This window comes from Granulicella sp. L60, from assembly GCF_009765825.1.
GTDB lineage: Bacteria > Acidobacteriota > Terriglobia > Terriglobales > Acidobacteriaceae > Edaphobacter.
On the sequence record NZ_LMUR01000015.1, the window covers coordinates 461291 to 484326 of the forward strand.

A 23036-nucleotide genomic window follows, 5' to 3' on the forward strand; every position below is an offset into this window, starting at 1 on the left:
GATGAAGACTGAATTGATGGGACGTGCTTCCACCTGTGTAGATCGAAAGGATTGGTTCATGCTTCGCATTGTCGGTAAAACCGGGTTACTACGAAATATTCTTGTTGTCGCACTTTGTGCCGGATCTATCGGCTCGGCACAAAGACGGTCTCGCACCGATGTGCCGCAAGGCGCCGAGGACGATCAGACGGCCTGCCACAAACTCATTGGCACGCCCAATCTGACTATCCTGTCCGCGGAGATTGTGCCCGCGGCGAAGCCTTTGCCTGCGTATTGCCAGGTCTACGGTTTGATTGCACCGGCAATTCATTGGCAGGCTCAGTTGCCTCTCGGAACTGCCTGGAACGGCCGCTTACTGAACATTGGTAATGGAGGCAAGGCGGGTAACTTTGGATTTGCCTACAATCGCTTGGCTGCGGGCTACGCTGTCGTCAGCAACAATACCGGCCATGACAACGGGGCGGAGCCAAATTCAACCTTCGCCTTCAATAATAAGCAGGAATTCTTCGACTATGCCTATCGAGCGATTCATGTCACGGCGAACGCATCGAAGACGCTGGTGCAGACGTTCTACGGGAGACCGCAGAAGTATGCCTACTTCGAAGGTTGCTCCACGGGGGGACGCCAAGGGATGCTGGAAGCCCAAAGATTTCCATCCGACTTTGATGGGATTGTGATTGGTTCGCCGGCCATCGACTTCACGAAGCTGAATGTTGCGCATATCTGGACAGAGAAGCATCTCCTGGAAAACAATAGCGCTGGAAATCTCGCATTTGATATCGACGGAGACGGAAGTTTCAAAAGCTTAACCAAGCTCAATATCCTTCGTGAGGCCGTGTTGGCGAAGTGTGACGCCAAGGATGGAATCAAAGACGGCGTTGTCGATGACCCCCGTGCCTGCGACTTCAAACCTGCTGTGGACCTGAAGGCGTATGCCTGCCCGAATGACAAGAACGCCGACGGGTGCTTTACCCAGGCCCAGCTTGAGACCATCGAGACCATTTATAATGGGCCCCACGACTCGAAGGGGAAGCAAATCTTCTTTGGACCATCCTTTGGGTCCGAGGTGCAATGGCCGCTGAATGTCATCCCCTGGGGAGGAAATCATTTCCTGCCGACGAATCTCGCCTATGAGATCGATCATGCAAACTTTCTGATCTATGAGGACTCCCCTGGATTGACCGCTGAGAACATTCGCGATCTTTCCTACAAACCGGATAAACACGGCGTATTTCCAGAGTATGCGTGGTGGGAGTTCAACTTCGATGATGCAACCAATGGCAAGGCCGCTTTTGTCGAACGCTATCTGGACGCGGTCGATCCCGACCTCACCCGTTATTTGAAAGACAAGAAAGGGAAGCTGCTCATCTATCAGGGTTGGAGCGACGGCGATGCGCTTCCGGAGAGCATCGTCCACTACTATCAGGATATGGTGAAGACCACCTTCAATGGCTCCTACGAGGAGGCCCAAAAGGACACTCGGTTATTTATGATGCCTGGAATGGGCCATTGCGGTGGCGGGCCAGGCCCAAATGAGTGGGACAAATTGCCTGTCCTGACGAAGTGGGTGGAGGAAGGGCAGGCGCCGGATTCGATTGTGGCGGTCCATCGTAGCAACGTTCGTGACGATGCTCATCCTGGGGCGGTCACGAATGAGCGAAAGCTATGCCCATTTCCGCTACACGCCGTTTATACCGGACCAGCAGGCGGCCAGAACGATCCAGCGAATTGGAAAGAACAGAACTTCGCTTGTAGGGAAAAGTAATGACCGACGCGGTACCGAGTGGACAGTCTCCCATCACTGATGCGATCGATCATCTGGTGATCGACGCAGGGGAGCAGATAGATTTAGCTGAATCGACATACCGTCGCCTGGGATTTCACCTAACCCCCCGGGGACGGCATTCCATTGGCTCGGTCAATCACCTTGCTGTCTTCGACGGACCTTATCTGGAGCTCCTGGGTTTTGAGCCGGGTTCTCCATCGGCCCGATCCGACGTGAAGGGCTTTCCAGCAGGCCTGAACGGGTTGGTGTTTCAACCTCTTCATCCCAACGAGATCTATCACCAGTTGCTCGAACGGGGAGTGGATGCGCTTCTCCCCTCGGACCTGTCGCGGCCGGTGGCCACTGAGAGCGGTGAGCGAACTGCGGCGTTTCAAGTCGTTCGTCTGGCTCCGGGAAGCTCTGGCTTCGGACGGCTGTACTTCTGTCATCACCTCACGCCGGAGTTAGTGTGGGTTCCGGATCGGCCGTCCCATGCCAATGGAGCGACGCGGATATCGAGGGTGCGAGTTATTGCAGAGGACATCGATACGACGCAACACCCACTACAGGAAATTGCGGCCGAGCATCTCGTCCAGGATTCTGAAGCGGCAACGATGGTCTACCAGGTTGGAGGATGCAAGATCGAGATGATGGACGATGCGCGGGTTCCAGCTTATCTGGTACCAATTCTTCCGCACGCTGCGGGGAGAAGCGCCTACATGGCGGTGCTTACGTTCCGCGTTGCCGATCTCGGAAGCGCCGAAGCCCATCTCAAGGCGAACGGCATTGCGACGATTGCCACGGCCGATCGCGTTTTGGTATCAGCCCATGAGGCATTGAATGTTGGAATCGAATTTGAAGCAGGAAGCTGAAAATGGTTGAGAAGGAAGTTCGTCGGGCGTTATCCGGGAATTTAGGCGATGCACTTTGGAGCGAAGGTGCTGGAAACAGCCCTGCTTTGATCGACCTTGGCGCAGGACCAGATCCAGTTGTTTATTCCTACGATCAAATGCATCATCTTCGCCGTGCGATCGCGAGAGGTCTCTACGCACAAGGATTGACGCGTGGAGATCGCATCGCGATCCTATCGGCCAATCGGACGGAATATCTCGCGGTGTATCTCGGCGCAATGACGGCCGGCCTGATCCCGGTGCCCATCAATATCAAGTTCCCGCGCAGCACGGTAGACTACATTCTGAAGGATTCAGGGGCGAAGATGCTCTTCGTCGACCAGGCACGTGATACGCCGGAAGTCCGCAACCTTCCGACGATCGTCTTCGACGAGGCTGCCGGTAGCGACAGCTCGTTCTCTACCTTTCTGGATCATGGCGCGTTTGGTACCGTCGAGCCTCTGCACGGAGAGACCGCACTCCTTCTCTATACCTCAGGATCGACCGGTATTCCCAAGGGAGTAGAGCTTTCTCATCAGAGCCATCTTTGGGTACTTCAAAAGCGCATACGGTCTTCCTCCTCACCGCGGCTACGTACGCTGGTTGCGGCCCCGCTTTATCACATGAATGCTCTCGCTACCGCGCATGCTGCTCTTGCCCAAGGGGATTCGGTCGTCTTGCTGCCGGGCTTTGACGCACAACATTACGTAGACGCCATTGGCCGATACAGTTGCAATGCTCTGACCGCGGTGCCAACGATGTTCTCCATGATTCTCAAGCGACAGGATTTGCTGGATGAGGCAGATCTTTCCTCGGTGCGCATGATCCGCATGGGGTCGGCTCCTGTCTCTCCGTCACTGTTTCGTTCGCTGCGTGACCTGTTTCCCGAAGCCACGATTCTCAACGTGTACGGTACGACCGAGGCTGGTCCGATTGTCTTTGGCGACCATCCTCACGGTCTCGCGCGCCCTCCGTTATCGCTGGGCTACGCTCATCCCGAAGTGGAGTTGCGGATTGAGGGTAACTCCGAGGGTGAGGCTCAAGGCGTACTTGAGATCCGGTCTCCAGCGCTCATGACCGGCTACTACGATCAACCCGAGCTTACCCGCAAGGTCTTTACGGAGGATGGATTTTATCGAACGGGGGATATCTTCCGTCGCGATCCTGAGGGCTTTTATTTCTATGTGGGACGGGCGGATGACATGTTTTCCTGTGGTGCGGAAAATATCTATCCGGGCGAGGTCGAGAAGACGCTCTCCGAGCACCCCGCGGTGCAGGAGGTTGCCGTTGTTCCGGTTCCCGATGAGATCAAGGGCGCAAAGCCGGTTGCGTTTATTGTCCTGCGCCAGGGCAAGGTCACCTCGGAACAAGATCTGAAGCAGTTCGCACTATTGCACGCGCCTGCCTATCAGCATCCGCGGCGCATCTGGTTTGTCCCGGAGCTTCCGTTGGCCGGAACAAATAAGATAGACAAACAGGCTCTACTAACGACAGCAATGGCCCATATCAACAACGAACGAGGAGAATAGAGTGAGAGCAATGGTGCTCCGCGAGCATGGCGGACCAGAGAAGCTAGTTTTTGAAGAGAACTTTCCCAATCCGAAGGCAGGAGAAGGCGAAGTCGTCCTTCGGGTGAGAGCCACATCCCTGAACTATCACGACATCTTCACACGTCGCGGCATGCCGGGGATCAAGGTTCCATTTCCGGCCATCATGGGGCTCGATGTAGCAGGCGAGATTATCGAGGTAGGAGATACTCTTTCGGGGGAGTGGAAGGTGGGGGATCGAGTCCTCGTCGATCCTATTAACCGAGTCGAGGGAGGTCTTGTTGGCGAGACGATCCACGGCGGTCTCGCTGAACTTTGCCGAGTCAAAGCGCACCAACTCATTCGACTTCCCGATGCAATCTCCTTCGAGGCTGCGGCCGCACTGCCCTGTGCCTACGGAACCGCGCTTCGTATGATGTACACGATTGGAGAGGTCGGAGCCGGCGATCGCGTGCTGATTCTGGGTGCGAGCGGTGGCGTAGGAGTTTCCTGTCTGCAACTCGCAAAGCTGGCGGGTGCCGAGGTCATTGCGTGCGGGGGGACCGAAGAGAAACTGGCCAAACTGCAGGAATTAGGCGCGGATCAGGTGATCAACTATCTCGAAGTCGATTTTGTCAAAGAAGTGTATCGTCTCTATGGAAAGCCAAACCGCCGCGCTGGAGACGCCAAACTTGGTGTTGATATCGCTGTGAACTATACAGGTGGAGACACTTGGGTCAAAACGCTGCGTACTCTGCGAGTCGGCGGCAAGCTCCTGACATGCGGAGCGACCGCAGGATTTGATCCTCAGGAAGATCTCCGCTTTATCTGGACCTTCGAGCTCAAAATCCTTGGCTCCAACAGTTGGGCGAGAACGGACATCGAGAGGTTACTGGAGCTTGTACAGCAGGGTGAACTGAAGGTCGTTATCGATCGGACGTATCCGCTGGAGGAGACAAATAGTGCCCTCCAGTTAATAGAGGACCGCGAAGTCTTCGGGAAGGTGATTGTTACCCCATGAGTTCGACGATACTCAGTATGCCTGAACTTCAGGAAAAGTTATCCGCCTCATCATTCAACAGTTTTCTCGGGCTGGTCGTGGAGGAAGCAAGTCCGGAGCAGCAAAGAATTACGGTACGCGTTAAACTCCGCCCCGAACTCGAACGCGGTCGGGATACCGGTCAGTGGCACGGAGGAGTCATTGCCGCTTTGATCGATATCGTCGGGGACTATGCGTTAGTCATGTTGCTTGGGCGTCCCCTCCCAACGATTAACTTCCGCGTCGATTATCTGAGGCCAGCAATCAACACGTCCTTGAAGGTGGTTGCCCAGGTAATACGAGCTGGTAAGAGTATTGGCGTTGTGGATGTCAATGTACTCAATGAGGCAGGCGAGTTGGTGGCCGTTGGACGCGCTAACTATTCCACCCTGAGTTGAGTGAAACCAGATGAGCGATAGAACGGACCCAAAGCGAGCGAACCATGGAGTTTAGAAGTACCGATACGCAGGCGCGATCCATGGTGGTCTCGCGCACCGGAGTTGTTGCTACCGAAAGCCCTCTAGCCGCTCAGGCCGGGGCCATGATTCTAGCTGAAGGGGGCAGTGCTGTTGATGCGGCGATCGCTGCCAATGCAGTGATGGGGCTCGTTGCACCGCATAGCAATGGTCTAGGCGGAGATATGTTTGCGATCGTCTATGAGGCAGCCAGCGGCCGATATATAGGCCTAAACGCGAGTGGATGGTCTCCCCAGTCGCTCACAATCGAGAAGATTCGATCACTCAGGGTAAAGGAGATGCCCCGTAAAGGCATTCACAGCGTGAGCGTGCCTGGAGTCGTCGATGGCTGGGCAATGCTGGCACAGCGGTTTGGAAAGCTGGGTCTCCGAAAGTTGCTGAAACCAACGATCAAACTCTGTGAAGAGGGGTTCGCGGTCGCCGAGCGGTCGGCGTCTCGGTGGAAGGATTTCGCTCCTGAGCTTACCGGTTACGGCCGTGAGATCTTCCTAAGAGACGGCAGATCGCCCTCAGTCGGAGAGGTTGTGAGCAATCATGAGCTGGCGTGGAGCCTACAGCAGATAGCGGAACAGGGGCGCGACGCCTTTTATCAAGGGGAGATTGCGCAACGCATCCTCGCGCTATCGAACGAGCTTGACGGCACACTCAGTGCCGAGGATCTCTCCTTATACCAAAGCCACTGGGTGGAGCCGATCGAAACGACCTACCGCGGGTGGAGAGTGCTGGAACTGCCGCCTAATGGAGCGGGAATTGCCGCCCTTCTCATGCTCAACATCATGGAGCAGTTTCCGATCCCGGAGTATGGTGCATCCTCGTATGAGGCTCTTCATGTCATGATTGAAGCCAAGAAACTTGCCTATGCGGACATGCTTCGATACGTCTGTGACTTCGATGTACAGGAATTTCCTTGTGAGTTTTTACTCTCTAAGGATTATGCGAAAAAGCGGTCCAGCCTAATCCGACCAGGGCAGGTCCTGCAGGCGGCCGAGCCTGGCCAGCCCTTGTCGCGAGAGGGCGATACCATCTATGTCAGCGCATCTGATCGAGACGGAAATGTAGTTTCACTGATTCAAAGTAATTTCATGGCATTTGGTTCCGGCCTAGTCGCACCCGGGACTGGGTTCGTTCTTCAGAATCGAGGGCACTTATTTAGCCTCGATCCGTCGCATCCCAATGCACTTGCTGGTCGCAAACGCCCCCTGCACACAATCATTCCTGCCTTTCTCCTCAAAGATGAGATGCGAATTGCATTCGGCATTCAGGGAGGCTGGAATCAGGCGCAAGCTCACGCGCAGTTCGTCTCAAACGTCGTCGATCATGGCATGAACGTGCAAGCTGCTATGGAAGCCCCTCGCTTTACAAAGCTGAGCTTCGCCGGGGTAGATGTACAACTGGAGGCGAGAGTTCCCGCGACTGTTGTCGCCAATCTTGTGGGACTTGGCCATGATGTACGCATGGACGTGCCTTACTCAGAAAACATGGGCGGAGGACAAGCCGTCCTTCACGAGAGCGGTACAGGTGTAAGTTATGGGGCTTCGGATCCGCGAAAAGATGGCAGCGCCGTTCCAGCCCCATAAGAGGTCTGCGATCAGGAGAGCGGTTCGAAATAAACCTGCTCCACTAGATGATGCCAAGTCGAGAGCTTCCAGATCTTGTATCAGATCTTCGGGGTCTCGAAGGCGGAAGCAGGTTCTCAGGCGCGCAGTCTCTCCTGGAAGACATTGCGTCTATCGTCGTTTTTTGACCTCAGATGATTCTGGATGGCTAACTGGTGAATTGATCAACGCAAGCGGTGGTTCCTTGATCAGAATTTTCTATGAGTCGCCTTCTCAGAGGTTTGGAGGGAGCAGTTCAAAGAGCGGAGGTCTTTCTTCTGGGATATCAACCGGGCGGATTATGCCCGCGCAAGCGACAGTACCTCGACAATCAACAACGAATGTTATTCGAAGTTAGCTTACTTGTTCAGTCCATACGGGAATTCAGATCGCCGATATGATCTGGCAGCCAAGACCATCAGGGAATATTCCTCAAATAATTCTCCTTTTCTCGGCGGTTTCATGTCGCTCTTGTTTGCGCTATGACGTCAGTTAGGCTATCGTGATGGTGACGCGATGTTGACGAAGATTCCAACGCGGCTCTCCCTTTGTTGTCCTTGTCTGGACTAACGCCTAAATTTCTGCGCGCATTTTCATGCGAGGCAGGTAGACACGTCCAATCCCATACATACTCCCCTCGGCGCCGTCTGGCTGAGGCTTCCGGATTCGAGGAGCAAAATGCGGTCTATCATTTCCGTTACGGCCGGTTCATCCGTTCGCCCGCGTCTCCTCGCGTGTTGTCCCCGCTAGCTCCTTCCCTCACTTGATTCGGAAGCAGAAAAGCGGGGCCGCTGGCCCCTTTCAGATAAGGGGAATTCGGATGTCCACCAGGTTTCATAGTCATTTGTTGAAAATTACCCGGCGCGCGTTCTTACAGACCGGTGCAGTGAGTGCGATCGCCAGTTCTTCTCTGCATTCCTGGGGAGAAGCATCTGCTCCAAGAGCATCGGTCGCCAATTCCAACGGAGATTTCTTCAATGGCGCGATTGAAGCAGCGCGCTGGATTCGTTCCGCCGAGAAAGAATCTGCTCAAGGCAAGTATTGGCTGCCTGAGCCCGACCATCCGGAAAAGGCCGTTACGGTCTCTCCGATTAATGGCATCTACAGTGGAGCTGCAGGCGTCGTCTTGTTTTTCCTTCAGTTGACTAAAGCAACGGGGGATCCTTCTTTCCTGGGTGACGCGAGAAGAGGTGCCGACTTTCTGGTTGCGACCTGGCAAGAGTCACCCGCGAAAGAGCTTCTGCCCGGAACGGGTTTGTCTTTCTATACAGGCCGCGCGGGCGTCGCATTTGTTCTCGCTGAAACCTGGAAATCAACAGGAGAAGCAAAATATCGCAATGCCGCTCTCGCAGCGACGCAGTCGATCGCAGCTCAGGCAAAGCCAGCCGGGAATGGAGTCGCATGGTCTACGTCACCGGGTATCATCGCGGATGGCAGTGTGATCCTCTACCTGTTATACGCGGCTCGTACTTTCAACGATGAACAATACCGTGCTCTCGCTACCAAAGCGGGAGCATACCTCCTGGAACTCGGCGTACCACGAACAGAAGGCGGCGTGAGTTGGAAGGGCGCGCCAATGACCGCTCTTGGACTCTCAGAGGATACCTACTTCCCTAATTTTGAATTGGGGACAGCTGGAGTAGCATTCGTCCTAGCTCGCCTCTATGAAGAGACGGGAAACTCCAGTTTCCTTGATGCAGCCAAGCAGGGAGCTCTTCATCTGCAGAAGATTGCGACCATCCGCGGAAGAGGTGCTCTAATTCCTTACCGCTATCCGGATCTTACCGATATCTACTACCTGGGATTTTGCCATGGTCCTGCGGGTAGTGCGCGACTGTTCTATCAGCTCTACAAGCTAACGAAAGAAGACTCCTACCTTGATTGGACGGAGAATCTGGCTCGGGGTGTTATAGACAGCGGTATTCCGGCAAACCAGACGCCAGGTTTTTGGAATGTTGTTTGCCAATGCTGTGGTTCTGCGGGTCTAACAGACTTCTTTCTGGGGCTCTGGGCGGCTACGGGCAAGACCGAATACTATGCCTTCGCAAATCACTTAGCCGGGCAGGCACTCAGCCATCAGACGAACTTCGATGACAAAGGCTACCGCTGGTATCAGGCCTGGACTCGAGTGAAGCCATGGGACGTCTCTGCTGAGACCGGATATTCGATCGGCGCAGCCGGTGTCGGATCTGCTTTACTTCATTCGTCGCTCGCCCAAAAGGGGAAGTACGAAGCGATCTTATTTCCAGATAATCCCTTTCCTGCAACTCGCACTGAGACTGCCAGGAATGCGGCGCACGAGGTTGACTTCAACGACTTGTCACAGTTTCCACCATAGATGTTTTGAGCAGCATCTCGTCAACGAACCACCAACAAGTGACTTCAAAGGAGAACTAAATTGAAATCTGCAAATCGATTCTTCCGTACCCTCGTCGCGGTAGCCGCATTAGCATTTATCTCGATTGGGGCTCATGCCGCGACCATTAACCTCAAAGCCGATCTGAAAGCCTCGTCTGAGGTTCCGGCAAAGGACAGCTCCGGCACGGGCACTTTGACCGGCACTCTCGACACTGACACCAACGAATTCAAGTACCACGTTGAGTTCAGTGGGCTGACCGGTCCGGTGACAGCGGCACACTTTCACGGACCAGCAGCAGAGGGTGCTAATGCAAAGCCACAGCTTCCGATCAAGGTCAGCCCGATCGCAAGTCCTCTAGAGGGAAAAGCAACCCTCACTCCGGAACAGGAGAAAGATCTCACAGACGGCAAATGGTATTTCAACCTTCACACCTCTGCCAATCCTGGCGGGGAGATCCGCGGTCAGGTTGTGAAATCTGAGTAATGCCACTGGGAGCGGTGTGTTGGCAGCTTGCTTCCTCACGCCGCTTCACGGTCTCGAAGATAGGTTCTGTTGGCTTTCTTTTAGGGCAAGATATTGCCAGTCGTGGGCCTTAGTTCCCAAGTTTTCAACTGACGCGTGTCGTCTGCGGAAGTTCCTATAGTGAAGGACGCCAACCATAAACCTCGCAACAAACTGCGCCGAATTGTAATTCGGAAAGGAATGGCATGAATGTACGTCACGCTACGGCCCTTATCCTGAGCTTCTGTTTCTTCGAGGTTGCCTTAGGAGCTGCATCCCAAAGCCCTGGTGGCCCGGAGACGATAGGCGGACCGGTTCATGTGGCGTCGGCGCCCCATCCAAAACCGACCAATCTTAAGGTATTACCGAAAGACATGTCGGGAGATGACGTCGACAAGCTGATGCATCGTTACCAACAATATCTGGGCGTGCCGTGCGGATATTGCCATGAGGAAAACCCGCAGACCAAAGAAATCGATTATGCTTCCGACGAGAATCCACTTAAAGAGACGGCACGGTTCATGATTTCGATGACCTCCGATATCAATAATAAGTATCTTGCCCAGCTTGGAGATCGTCGATATGCCGAGCCGCTCACTTGCGGCAATTGCCATCGAGGGCAGCTTCAACCCCCGCCGTTTGAACTGAAGACTCAGCAATGAGCCCAGCGATATAGAAACGCGAAACATTATTCGGGAGGCAATAGGTATGAAATTCCGTCAGATTAAGCTCGGCCTTTTCCCTGCGTTGTTCCTTTGTGGCATGTGCCTTGCACAAGGCCCGATTCAACCCGTGCAATGGTCGAGCGCAGCATCTCCGAAAGGCCCGCTGAAGCCCGGAAACAAGATTGCGATCGAGCTATCGGCCGAGATTCAGGATGGCTGGCACGTCTACGGTTTCACCCAGGTCGCCGAGGGACCTACACCGCTACGCGTTTCGCTCGATGAGAATGGTACGGCCCAGGCAGTCGGCCCAGCAACAGGATCCGCGCCAGTGAAGAAGCATGATGCCAGCTTCAATCTCGATACCGAAGGCTATAGCCATTTGTTCTCCATCCATCTGCCGGTGCAGGTAAAGCAGCAAGCCAGTAAGGGCGATCAGTCCATTCCCGTAAGTGTTCGTTTTCAGGCATGCAATGATCGAATATGTTTGCCCCCGAGAACAGTTCACCTCACGGTCCCCGTGGAGGTTCTACCCGGGACATGAAGACTCCAGGTTTTCCCTCCGCATCGTTGACCGGCTCCGAGCTGGAATCTTGAAGCGGTGCAGATACCGCAGCTGTACTATACTGAAATCGAAAGTGACGTTCGATCCGATGCGAATCGCTGACAGAACATTCCGAATGTATATGGCCATGCGTGCCCCAGGCGGCATAAGGCCAGCATTGGAATGTGAGTAGCTCGCAAGACACCTTCCTTCTCTGAGCAGCCGTCTGGGGCCAATCGCCCAATCAGCAGACGTGTCTTTTCATGCCCCAAAAACCAGAGGAGGAGTCTTGTCCGATCTATCAACATTGCAGCCTTCGACCCTAGCGATCCATGGCAATCGTGTCCGCGAGAACGAGTCGAATTCCATTCTTTTCCCAATCCATCAGACGGCAACCTACGTTCATGAATCCGTGGGCACGACAAAAGGTTACGGCTATACGCGCGGCGGAAATCCAACAGTGAATGCTCTTGAGCAGGCCATTGCCGCTCTCGAGGGCACTCCGGCGGTACTTTGCTTCCGCTCCGGAATGGCAGCCATTAGCACGCTTTGTCTGGCGCTACTCAAAGCCGGCGACCATGTCATCCTGTCAGACGTAATTTATGGCGGTACGGTTCGTCTCTTTGAGCAGATTCTAGGAAACTTTGACATTGAATACTCGTTTGTCGACACCTCGAACCTCGACGAAGTCGAGCTGGCAATTCGACCGAACTCGAGATTGATCTTCATTGAGACGCCAGCCAATCCAACTATGAAACTGGCCGACATTCGAGGTCTTGCTGAGATCGCGCACAAGCGGGAAAATCTGCTGCTTGGGGTCGACAACACCTTTCTCACCCCTCTACTGCAAAACTCTCTTGAACTAGGTGCCGACATCTCCATGTTGTCGACGACGAAGTATATCGACGGACACAACGCCACCATCGGAGGTTCGCTCGCAACTCACGACGTCACGCTTACCGAGCGTCTTCGGATTGTTCGTAAGACGCTCGGAACGATTCAGGCACCGTTTGATGCATGGCTTACTCTTCAAGGCTTGAAGACGCTTCCTGCACGGCTTGAGCTACATTGCCGCGGCGCGTTGCGCATTGCCGAATGGCTCGAAGCTCACCCGAGCGTGTCCAGAGTCTACTATCCTGGCTTGGATTCATTTCCCCAGCGGGCACTGGCAGAACAACAGCAGAAAGCCTTTGGCGGCATGATGGCATTCGAACTCCGCGCCAGTACAGAGCAGTCCTTGAGCTTTATCAACGCGCTCAGACTATGCACGTGTGCGGAGAGCCTGGGCAGCGTGGAGACGCTGATCACGAATCCTGCGACTGCATCGCATTGTGACATCCCTCTGGAAGCGCGAGAACGCTTGGGTATATCGGAGCGGCTGATTCGCCTCTCCATTGGCTTAGAAGCTCCAGAGGATCTGATTCGAGACTTCGGGCAGGCGCTCCATCAGGTTTTTGGAGGTGCACGATGAAGTTTGCCACGCGGCTCGTCAGTTTTGATGTTTCTCCGGCCGACCCTCACCGGCCGATGAGTACCCCGATCTATCAGACAGCCACCTTCGAGCAGCTTCAGGCCGATAGTTTCGGCGAGTACGACTACTCGCGCAGCGGAAATCCAACGCGTAAAGTGCTGGAAGATCAGATAGCCGCTCTTGAAGACGGCATTCGCGGTTTCTGTTTTTCCAGTGGAATGTCCGCCATCGCTACTGTGACGCATCTCCTCAAGGCCGGGGATGAGATTCTCGCAGACTGGGATCTCTATGGAGGGGTAAGCCGGCTCTTTGGAAAAGTGTTGAACCGTTCCGGGATAGGAATCCGCTATGTGGACGCATCGGATCCCGATAGCGTCGCTCGACAGGTCACGCCTGCCACACGCCTGATCTATGTGGAATCGCCCACGAATCCCTTCCTGCGTGTGATCGATCTGCGAGCAATCGCTGCAGTGGCTCGTGAACATGGAGCTCTGTTCTGTGTCGATAACAGCACCATGTCTCCATACCTGCAGAATCCGTTGACGTTGGGAGCCGATATCGTGCTTCATTCCGCTACTAAGTTCCTGTGCGGGCACAGCGATGTTACTGCCGGAACAATCGTGGTGAAGGACCAGAATCTGGCGGATGAAATCTATTTTCTGCAAAACGCGGAAGGCACTGCCCTAGGCCCCTTCGATTGCTTCTTGTTGCTAAGGGGTTTGAAGACACTCAAGCTTCGCGTCGATACGCAGCAACGAAACGCAGAAGTGATTGCAGAGTTTCTCTCGCTTCATCCGAAGGTGTCGTCGGTTTATTATCCTGGATTATCCACACATCGTGACTTTAGCGTACAGCAGGCGCAGGCAAGAGGCGGTGGCGCGGTACTCAGCTTCACTGTAAATTCGCACCGCTCGGCAAAACAAATCGCGGAGAGCAGCAAGTTGTTTTGTATCTCCGTCAGTTTTGGAAGTGTAAATTCGACGATCAGCATTCCATTGAATATGTCACACGCGAGTGTTCCCATTGAGCTGCGCGCGTCAAGAGCGCTTCCGGATAATCTGCTCAGGCTCTCCGTAGGAATTGAAGACCATGAAGATCTGATACAGGATTTGAGTGGCCAGCTCGAGGTAATCTAAGCAGTTTGGTAAGGATGGTTGACAATGCGATTGAAAATCGTTCAGGTCGGTGAACCTGTATTACGCGCTCCGTCACAGGAGCTTTCGAAGGATCAGATTCTGAGTCCGAAGATCCAGAATCTGATCGAGTACATGAGGGAGACGGTCCGTGACGCTCCCGGTGTCGGGCTCGCCGCACCGCAGATCGGCGAGTCCTTACGTCTGGCGGTGATCGAAGATAAGGCAGACTATCAGAAGTCGCTCACTCAGGATGAACTGAAAGACCGCGAGAGGCGCGAGGTCCCCTTTCACATCATCGTGAATCCGGTGATCGAGTTACTCACTGAACCGACCGTGACCTTCTTCGAGGGCTGTCTGAGCCTGCCGGGGTTTACAGCTCTGGTATCGAGAGCGAAGGCGGTTCGCGTGCATTGTCTCGACCATCGAGGGGAATCCCGGATCATCGAGGCTTCCGGATGGTACGCACGCATTCTGCAACATGAGATCGATCACCTCAATGGCGCTCTTTATATCGATCGGATGCAAACACGGAGTTTTTCTTCCCTGGAGAACTACACGCGGCACTGGAAGGACAAACATCGAACGGAATAGCAGGGTGATCATACGAATCTTATCTTGACCTTAGATCAACGATCAGCTATGTTCCCATACATGGTGCTTCACTTTATCTACGCATGTCGCTGTTGTTCTCCCTCCTCCGGGGAGTAGGTGGCGGCTTAGAGCCTGTTGTCAGAAGCATAAATCTACCTATGGCTTTTGGCATCTGGTGCACCCACTCCTCATCCTCGTACTCCTGGCCCTTTGGCGGATTCAGACGACAGCGCTGTTTCCAACCACGCAGGTAAGCCGACGGTTGAGTTGAGATGCCCTATACACCCATTCCACATCGGTATTGTTGTCCGTTCTCATAAAAACTGAGTGCGGAGATTGAGACCACGCGCAAGTGAACCGGCCTGGTTTGAGCCTGCCAGCTCCATCCCCGCCCTCTCATCCCCATACATCCAGCGTGCTCACGAAGCTCTTTTTACTTGATCACTTCATAGTGATTCGCTGTCTGTCGAATGAGAGTCAGACAGAGTATTCGAGCCGCTGGCTTTGCGCCGAAGGCTGTGGGGGACTTCTATGCTTTCAAGTCCAATTGCATTTGAGAACGGGGATAAAAGATGAATCGCATTTCGAATGAGCCCACGATCCGTGTGGCTCTGGTAATACCAGTTCTAGCTATTCTGGGGATAATCACTCCATTTCTTTTGGCGCAGACGAACTACGGCAGCGTTCGAGGCCGTGTGACGGATGTTCAGGGTGAAGTTATCTCGGCAACTGACATCTCGCTGATAAATACCGGAACAGAACTTGTACGTTCTACTCGTACCAACGACTCTGGAGATTACTTCTTTACCGCAGTTGATCCCGGTACTTATACCGTCACGATATCGAGGGCCGGATTTAAGAAGGTTGAACAAAAGGGAGTCATCATTGCGCTTGGCGCAACAGTGACGGTCGATGAAAAGCTTGAGATCGGAACTGTCGGAGAGACGATCAACGTCTCTGCCGCCGAGCCTCTCATCGACACCGCGACTGCATCCGGAGGGCAGGTGTTTTCTGAGCGACAGGTGCAGGATCTTCCCAACCTCGGACGAAACCCATTCATCATGGACAAGCTGGATAATAATGTCACTCCGGTGGGCGATCCTCGCTTCGTGCGTTTTGAGGATCAAAATGGCACGGCCTCGGTCTCGGTCTCGGGGGCTCCAATTGGAGCTAACAGTTATGTTGTCGATGGAATCCCGATCTCGACTTCGACCGGTGGAGTAACGTTTGTTCCTTCCATCGAAGCCACTTCCAACGTAAGGGTGCAGGCGAATACGTATGACGCGGAATTGGGCCGTACTGGCGGAGGGGTCTTCAACACATCGCTCAAGTCCGGCAGTGACACTTATCACGGCGTACTTTTCGGACTGACTCGGCAGACACCTTGGGCGGCCAATACCTGGTTCAACAACCGCAATGGGTATACAGACAGCTCAGGCGTTGCTCATCCGGCTCCTACTCCGCGGCCCGACTTCACGACTTACCAATATGCGGGCGCGTTCGGCGGACCGCTACCCTTCAGCAACAAAATCAAATATCTGAAGAACACTTTCTTCTGGGTGACAGAAGAGGGATATCGGCAGGCGCAGCCCTACGTGAGTTCAACGACTCAATACTATGTTCCGACAGCCGCGGAACGTGCGGGCGACTTCAGCGCCGATACAGGATTTACCCTTTATGATCCGACCCAACCTTTCGTCAACGGTCAGCGAACTGCCGTGCTGACTGGGACGGTCAACGGTGTCAGCAAAGCAAACGTAATTCCCGCGAACTACATTAATCCGATCGGAAGATCTATCGTGAATACCTTTCCACTTCCAAGCACGAGTCAGACCTACGACGGTAGCCATGCGAACTATTTTGGGTCGGACGACTTCAAGACCCGCGGCGATGAATATGTCGGCAAGTTGGACCACACGTTTGCTCCATGGTGGTCTGCGGCGGCGTCCTACGTACACCTCGCAACTCAGGAACCGGGAGGCGACATCCTTCATACCTTCGCAGCCAGCGATGGCGTGTTGACGCGCTACATTGATGCGACTGCTGTCAACAACGTTTTGACCCTCAATCCAACTACTGTGCTGACCGCAGGATACGGTTTCAACCGCTATTACTCGACCACACCGCAATACAGCAACGGCTTCGATCAGACGAGCGGGTTTGGTGGGACGGGCTTTCCGGCGGGTTATGTAAACCAGCTGCAGTCGAAGACCTTTCCGACGATTACGCTTTCCGGTGTGACACAGGCAGCATCCCTTGGCGCGGCTAATAGCGGGCCGACAATCCAGACATCGAAAAACTTCGTTGTTGGTCTCACTAAGACAATCGGCAGGCAAAACGTGAAGACTGGTTATGTCTTTCGCAGCCTCACATCATTCTCCTCACCTGAGACTGCGGGGAACGGCTCGTTCACTTTCAACGGTCAATACACCAGTCAGACCGGAGCAGCGATATCGAATGGACCAAATGCCATCGCTGACTTGCTTCTAGGTTTGCCCTCTATTGCGAGTGCTCAGATCAACGCTGTGGGCCTCAACATGAATGAGCACTATCACGCCGTCTATGTTCAGGACGATGTGCGCGTAAACCAGAAGCTAACGGCAAACCTGGGTATTCGGTACGAGTATGAACAGGGACAGGATGAATCTCACAATCGCTACACAGTAGGCTTCGATCCAAATGTCGCCTACACGTTTCCGGGGGCAAATGGGAATACTGCCGCGCATGGCGCTCTCGCCTTCGCCGGTTTGAACGGCTACTCGAAACATTCAGGAGACCCGAGTCACACGAAGTTGGCGCCGCGTGTGGGAGTCAGCTATGAGGTCCAGCCGAGCACGGTTGTGCGGGCGGGTTTCGGCGTGTTCTATGCGGCAATTGGACTTACAGCAGCTCCGACTGGATTCACTCAGACCACAAGCTACGCACCCGGGAATGCAACAGGCCCTGCCGCAGTTGGTTCAAGTGCATACCTATCGAATCCCTTCAATGAGCAACTTCTTGCGCCCACCAGCACATCGCTTGGACCTTTGACCGGGGTCGGCGGTTCAGTGTCGGTTCCCAGCTTTGGCCTGCGTTATCCACTCGTAGAACAATATTCGGCTGACATCGAACAACAGCTTCCGGATGGAATTGTTCTTAAGATCGGGTATGTGGGGGCGCACGCCCGTAACTTTCCCGACCCGGTCAATATCAACCAGATCCCTGACAACGTCCTGGCTTCCTATGCAGGCGGCGCGACGAACCTCTCGGCGAAGGTCCCAAATCCTTATTACTCGAAGACCGTCGGCGGCTATCCCTCGACACCGTTTGGGACCATTGCACAACCGACTGTGGCTCGGGGCCAAACGCTGTTGCCCTTCCCACAGTTCCAGGCAGTGACAGTAACTGAGAGCGTTGGACGCAGCCAGTACAACGCCCTCGACCTAAAGATTCAGAAGAGCTTCCATAGAGGAGTGACGGCTCTCATCGCCTACACCTGGTCGTCGAACTGGGACAATCTTTATGGATCTCCGGTCGCAGGTTTGAACACGCTCAATCCTAACCCCAATTCGAGTTCTCCCGGACCACAGGACAACTACAACACGAACGCCGAGTACGCGCGGGCAACCAACGATATGCCGAACCGGTTCACGGCGGCAGTCTCCTATGATCTACCCATAGGCCGCGGAAGATCGATTCTTGGAAACACCAACAGATGGGTCGATGCATTGATCGGTGGATGGCAGATCAACGATGAAACGATCATTGAGAATGGAGGGCCATTGCCGGTTGTTCAGACTAATCTGAGCGCAGGAGCTTTTGGGACGACCGGAGTCGGTGGAACCAATCAGCGCCCGAATCTCGTCCCCGGGGTCAGTCCTTGCTATTCGGGCCGACCACAAAGCCGTCTCGGAGGATCGAGTGGGCTTAGACCCTATCTTAATCTGAACGCCTTCACTCCGGCGCTCCCATATACCTATGGCAATGCTCCTCGCACACTGAATTGCTATGGCCCAGGCTTTAACAACTCAGATCTATCGATCAACAAAAGCTTCAAGGTGACGGAGAAGGCTAACTTTCAGGTTCGTGCTGAAGCTCTCAACGCCTTCAACACTCCGGAGTTCGGTCAGCCCGGCAACATTCTGACCTTCAGCAACAGCGGCATTACATCGGCGACCTATACGCCTGCTGCAAGTAATGCTACAACCGGTGCAGTGACGACTCAGCTGGGGTTCTCGCGAATCGTTCAACTGGGCGGACGTCTCACATTCTGATGATGGAACAACATCCATGACTTGCAAATTACGCGGCACGTCTGCGGAGCGACTCATGAGTCAACCGAAACCTTGAACCAGAGTTTTATGTTTGACAAAAGGACTATCTATGCGTACATTCGCTGCTATGGCATCCGTTCCCAGAACGTATTGTTGTTCGTCAGACATTGCTGCTGGCGAATGGGATTTGTGTATGCCTCTAACTGCTATGTGATCGTTAACGGTCCATACGGTTGTCGGTAACCCGCTTGCCAGCTCTGCTGGAGCGGGTTTTTTGTTGGGACAACCGATTGCGAGATCGGCATCCGTCTTGAGGCCTGCCAGATGAGTTTAGATGGTGCGGGCTTCGTCCTTTTTTGGACTTTGAGCCCTCGCCTCAGCGCATGGGATGGTTCAAAGCCGTGAAATCTTCAAATTCAATTAGGCCAGGGATAGATTTTCCTGATTCTCCTCTTCAGCCTTTGCTCGGTTCTGATCAGCGATCGCAAGCGGGAGCGATGAATACGCAACCCGCCGTGCCGACGGTGACTCGTCGTCCTGGAACCGTTTCAATGTTGATTGCGGCAGCCGCGATTGCATCCATTGGATGGATTGTCCTCCGCGCGCATGCACAGATCGCCGTGCGGAATCAGGGTTATGTCCCTTATAGCGATGCGCCGATCAACTATCGATCCGAAGACCTGAGCGATCCCGTGGCCAAACTGCAACACCTGCTCGATCGGGGAAAAGCAACGTTGCAGTACGAACCCGAATACGGTTATCTCAAGTCCGTGCTGGGATTACTGAAGGTGCCCGTTGATTCGCAGACACTCGTCTTCTCGAAGACAAGCTTCCAATACAAGAAGATCTCTCCAGACCATCCGCGAGCTCTCTACTTTAACGACGATGTCTATATCGGAAAGGTCCACGAAGGGAAGGCCATTGAGGTCGTTTCCTTTGATCCAATGCAAGGCGCGATCTTCTACTTGCTCGATGAACGCAAGGTAGACCATCCGACCTTCCAGCGAGCAGAGTTGGACTGCACGCAATGCCATATCGCCGCCGGTACGCGCGGCGTGCCTGGCGTACTGTTGAGGTCCATCTATCCCACGACCACAGGGACACAAGCCCCGAGCAGCAAGTCGTTCATTACTGACCAGGAAAGCCCACTGAAAGATCGATGGGGTGGATGGTACGTCACGGGCGACGCGGGTAGCCAGCCACATATGGGCAATGCAGTCGTGGAGGATCAGCAATCGACCGCAGATGCGCAGCAGGATGAGGTCAAAAGACTGATCTCTCTTTCGAGACCCTTTGATGCTTCAGCCTATCTGACATCTGACAGCGACATTGTCGCGCATCTGGTGCTCGCTCATCAGACGCAAATGCACAACCTGATTACGCTCACGAACTATAAGACCAGGCTGGCACTCTATGCGGCGGCCAACCGCAACAAGAGTGCGGGTCTGCCAGCGGACACGCCGCTATCGGAGAGCGATAGGCAACAATTTGAGCGACCAGCGGAGCAGTTATTGCATTATCTGCTTTTCATAAATGAAGCCCCGCTGTCCGTCTCAAATGCACAAAGCATCGACAAAACTTCGGCCTTTGCGAAGGAGTTTGCTTTACGAGGAATACGGGACCGCAAAGGCCGATCTCTTCGGGACTTCGACCTCCGGACACGGACATTCCGGTACCCGTGCAGTTACCTCATCTATTCGGACTCCTTCGACTCTTTGCCCGAGCCAGCCAAAGGCTATGTGTACCACCGCCTGCTCGAAATTTTGACCGGAGAAGATAAAAGTGCAGATTTTGTCAGCCTGTCAGACGAGGATCGTCACGCGATCCTGGAAATTCTGCTAGCGACCAAGGCTGGTCTGCCCGAGGAATGGAGGGAGTATGCGAAATCCAACCACATGCACATTCATCTAGCACAGACACATTCTCGCCAGAGCCGGCAAGGATAAGCAGTTCACCTGGAATCAAATCAGAAAGGAACCACGCAATGAGAGCATTATCAAGAAGTGCAGGTTTTGCAGTTCTGCTTTCGAGTCTTGGCGCGTCGATAGCCGTCGCGCAAACCACTAATGCGGTAGATTCCCTCGATGGCCGCTGGGACGCCAGTCTCACCAGCCACGGAACAGTCATTCCATTCCGGCTGGATATCGCCGGATCGGGTCCTACTCTGAAAGGCGTCTTCTATGATGGCTTCAAGCCTTACGACGGCACCACCAGCGCGACATTTCAGGACGGCAAACTGGTCCTGAATGTCGAGCACTACCTTACGACGATCACCGCAACTCTGAAGGACGGTCAACTCGTTGGCAACGTCGTGTCACAGTCGCGTGGACCTGCGGCTGAATATGCATTTCAGGCTGCGCGCCATGTAGATGTCAAGAGCGCGGCTGTCAACGTGCCCTCCATCGCGGGATCATGGATCATTCCCTTGGATAGCCCATCGGCCAAAGGCGAGAAGGCGTTCCGGTTTATCGTGCAACAGAATGGAGCGGATGTCGCTGCCTCGATCCTCCGGGTTGACGGAGACACCGGGGCGTACAGCGGTACTTATAAAGAAGGGAAGTGGGTTCTCAGCCATTTCGATGGATCACGTCCGGGCGTGATCGAGGTGTCTCAAGCGAAGGACGGAACTCTCGAGATCATTCAGGCCAGCGCGCGGCCTCGCACCGTAGCGGCTCAGGAAGGCGCCAATGCAGGAGCCTATCAGACGACGAGCGCTACAGCCACAAGTAAGGCGTATGTTCAGGACACAGCCGACAGCCGTTATGCCAGCAAGCTGGTTGCTTACCGGGCGGACGTGGCGCAAGCCAAGGGACTTCCACAACCTGAGAACTATGAGACACACACTACTGCTCGCGATCCGAATGAGAAGTTTGCTTTCAACTTCCCGGACGTAAACGGGAAGCTGGTTTCGAACGACGATCCTCGCTTCAAGGGCAAAGTGGTCCTCGCGATCGTGACCGGTACATGGTGCCCAAACTGCCACGACGAAGCGCAGTACCTCGTAGAGTTGGACAAGAAGTATCGCGATAAGGGTCTGGCCATCGTCGCTTTGGACTTCGAGGAGCCGGAGCAGCAGGGAAGCCTGGAGCGCGAACGTGCTTTCGTGAAGCAGTACGGGGTGCAGTACACGTACCTCATCGCCGGAGCGCCTTCCGACATGTGGGAGAAAGTGCCGCAGTTGGTCAACCTCAATACATGGCCTGCAACTATCTTCGTTGGACGGGACGGTCTCGTAAAGGGAGTTCACTCCGGATTCGCTTCACCCGCGAGTGCTGAGTTCAACAAAGAGCTGCAGCAGGAGTTCACTGCAAAGATCGAGCAGCTTCTCGCACAGAATGCTGGTCAGAGCGTGGCCACAGCAACGACAGCGCCGGTCAAGCCTGGGCAATGAGGTGCAAATCACCAGAACGGAGGCTCGGACCACAACCCATCAGGACTCAATCCTGATAGGTTGTGGTTTGAATCAGTTGAATATTCACGCACTGTTCGGCGCTTCGTAAGCAGAGCAGACACATAAATAACAATTTTGCGTTTCCCTGATCGACCTTCGTGTGTGCGAGCACATCGATAGTCTGTCGCCGTCGGAAAGGACCCTGGATTTAAGTGAACTTCGAAATAAAGCGTGGGTTATGCGTGAGCATTTTTCTTGGTATGCTTCTCGGCACGCCACACGGCGTAGTCGGACAGATAGGGTCAACAGCGCCCGAGGTCGACAAGATTTGCGTTGTCCATTTCGACAAAAATCCGAGACGTCCGGCCCGGGTAGAAGAGAGTGCTCTTTCGTGCCTTGACGAGGCTGCAAAGAGACTCAAAGGCAGACCCGATCTCAAGTTAGTGCTGGTGGGGGTTGCAGACCTGGTAAAGGATTACGCGGCCGACAAGAATGGCAAGATGCGTGAAACCGAGGACAAGACCGGCTATGATGTTCGCCTCGAAGATTTGGCAGCCTATAGGGCGCTCAACACCAAGTGGTATCTGACGCGATGGTACGGGATCGAGCCGGCCCGAATCCTCCCAACAACCGACGAATCAATTCAGGGTCAGGACGTAACGTTCTATCTTGTGCCCGGAGCGGCGGACTTCAACCACAATTATCTTGGCACCACCAAGACGAACGAAAAGCCATGCACCATCAAACCGTGCTATTCCCCTGATGAAGAAACTCTAACGGCTCAGCCACGCTCCCGCATCGCACGACAAGGGAGCAACTAAGTCAAAGGTACTGCTT

General features: G+C 54.2%; 17 protein-coding genes. All 17 read left to right on the top strand.

The annotated features are described in order from the left end of the window. Positions 1-58: 58 nt before the first annotated feature. The 17 genes from GSQ82_RS09155 (at position 59) to GSQ82_RS09235 (ending at position 23020) form a co-directional block, all read left to right on the top strand. Positions 59-1765, top strand: a complete 1707-nt coding sequence (locus GSQ82_RS09155) for a tannase/feruloyl esterase family alpha/beta hydrolase (RefSeq protein ID WP_158791957.1) — start codon at positions 59-61, stop codon at positions 1763-1765. Further along, entirely contained in the window at positions 1765-2637 is an 873-nt protein-coding gene (locus tag GSQ82_RS09160) for a VOC family protein (protein WP_158791958.1), read from the top strand. The genes GSQ82_RS09155 and GSQ82_RS09160 overlap by 1 nt, the downstream gene beginning before the upstream one ends. Positions 2638-2639: 2 nt before the next feature. Continuing rightward, the gene (locus GSQ82_RS09165; protein ID WP_158791959.1) at positions 2640-4184 is read left to right on the top strand and encodes a class I adenylate-forming enzyme family protein; all 1545 of its coding nucleotides are present in this window, start codon (positions 2640-2642) and stop codon (positions 4182-4184) included. Between the two features lie 10 nt (positions 4185-4194). Next, positions 4195-5202 (top strand): zinc-binding dehydrogenase, encoded by a 1008-nt coding sequence (locus GSQ82_RS09170; RefSeq protein ID WP_254061567.1) that lies wholly within the window; start codon positions 4195-4197, stop codon positions 5200-5202. 17 nt (positions 5203-5219) lie between these two features. Next, entirely contained in the window at positions 5220-5618 is a 399-nt protein-coding gene (locus tag GSQ82_RS09175) for a PaaI family thioesterase (RefSeq protein ID WP_158791961.1), read from the top strand. 80 nt (positions 5619-5698) lie between these two features. Then, a complete protein-coding gene (gene ggt, locus GSQ82_RS09180) occupies positions 5699-7273 on the top strand; it encodes a gamma-glutamyltransferase (protein ID WP_256370075.1) in 1575 nt (524 codons plus the stop codon). A gap of 838 nt (positions 7274-8111) precedes the next feature. Next, positions 8112-9629 carry a lanthionine synthetase LanC family protein gene (locus GSQ82_RS09185; protein WP_158791963.1) on the top strand — a complete coding sequence of 506 codons (1518 nt, stop codon included), beginning with the start codon at positions 8112-8114 and terminating at the stop codon, positions 9627-9629. 60 nt (positions 9630-9689) lie between these two features. Then, positions 9690-10133: a CHRD domain-containing protein gene (locus GSQ82_RS09190; RefSeq protein WP_158791964.1), complete on the top strand. Its 444-nt coding sequence runs from the start codon at positions 9690-9692 to the stop codon at positions 10131-10133. Between the two features lie 224 nt (positions 10134-10357). Beyond that, positions 10358-10813: a c-type cytochrome gene (locus GSQ82_RS09195; RefSeq protein ID WP_158791965.1), complete on the top strand. Its 456-nt coding sequence runs from the start codon at positions 10358-10360 to the stop codon at positions 10811-10813. 46 nt (positions 10814-10859) lie between these two features. Next, entirely contained in the window at positions 10860-11357 is a 498-nt protein-coding gene (locus tag GSQ82_RS09200) for a protein-disulfide reductase DsbD domain-containing protein (protein WP_158791966.1), read from the top strand. A 253-nt stretch (positions 11358-11610) separates the two neighbouring features. Further along, positions 11611-12828: a PLP-dependent aspartate aminotransferase family protein gene (locus tag GSQ82_RS09205; protein WP_254061532.1), complete on the top strand. Its 1218-nt coding sequence runs from the start codon at positions 11611-11613 to the stop codon at positions 12826-12828. Next, the gene (locus GSQ82_RS09210) at positions 12825-13964 is read left to right on the top strand and encodes a PLP-dependent aspartate aminotransferase family protein (protein ID WP_158791967.1); all 1140 of its coding nucleotides are present in this window, start codon (positions 12825-12827) and stop codon (positions 13962-13964) included. Before GSQ82_RS09205 ends, GSQ82_RS09210 begins: the two co-directional genes overlap by 4 nt. 24 nt (positions 13965-13988) lie before the next feature. Then, a complete protein-coding gene (gene def, locus GSQ82_RS09215; RefSeq protein ID WP_158791968.1) occupies positions 13989-14555 on the top strand; it encodes a peptide deformylase in 567 nt (188 codons plus the stop codon). A 572-nt stretch (positions 14556-15127) separates the two neighbouring features. Beyond that, positions 15128-18808 carry a carboxypeptidase-like regulatory domain-containing protein gene (locus GSQ82_RS09220; protein ID WP_158791969.1) on the top strand — a complete coding sequence of 1227 codons (3681 nt, stop codon included), beginning with the start codon at positions 15128-15130 and terminating at the stop codon, positions 18806-18808. Between the two features lie 497 nt (positions 18809-19305). Further along, on the top strand, positions 19306-20754 hold the full coding sequence (locus tag GSQ82_RS09225; protein ID WP_158791970.1) for a hypothetical protein: 1449 nt from the start codon (positions 19306-19308) through the stop codon (positions 20752-20754). Positions 20755-20792: 38 nt separating this feature from the next. Continuing rightward, entirely contained in the window at positions 20793-22199 is a 1407-nt protein-coding gene (locus tag GSQ82_RS09230; protein ID WP_158791971.1) for a TlpA disulfide reductase family protein, read from the top strand. A gap of 242 nt (positions 22200-22441) precedes the next feature. Further along, positions 22442-23020, top strand: coding sequence for a hypothetical protein (locus tag GSQ82_RS09235; protein ID WP_158791972.1), 579 nt, complete (start codon positions 22442-22444; stop codon positions 23018-23020). Positions 23021-23036: the final 16 nt, after the last annotated feature.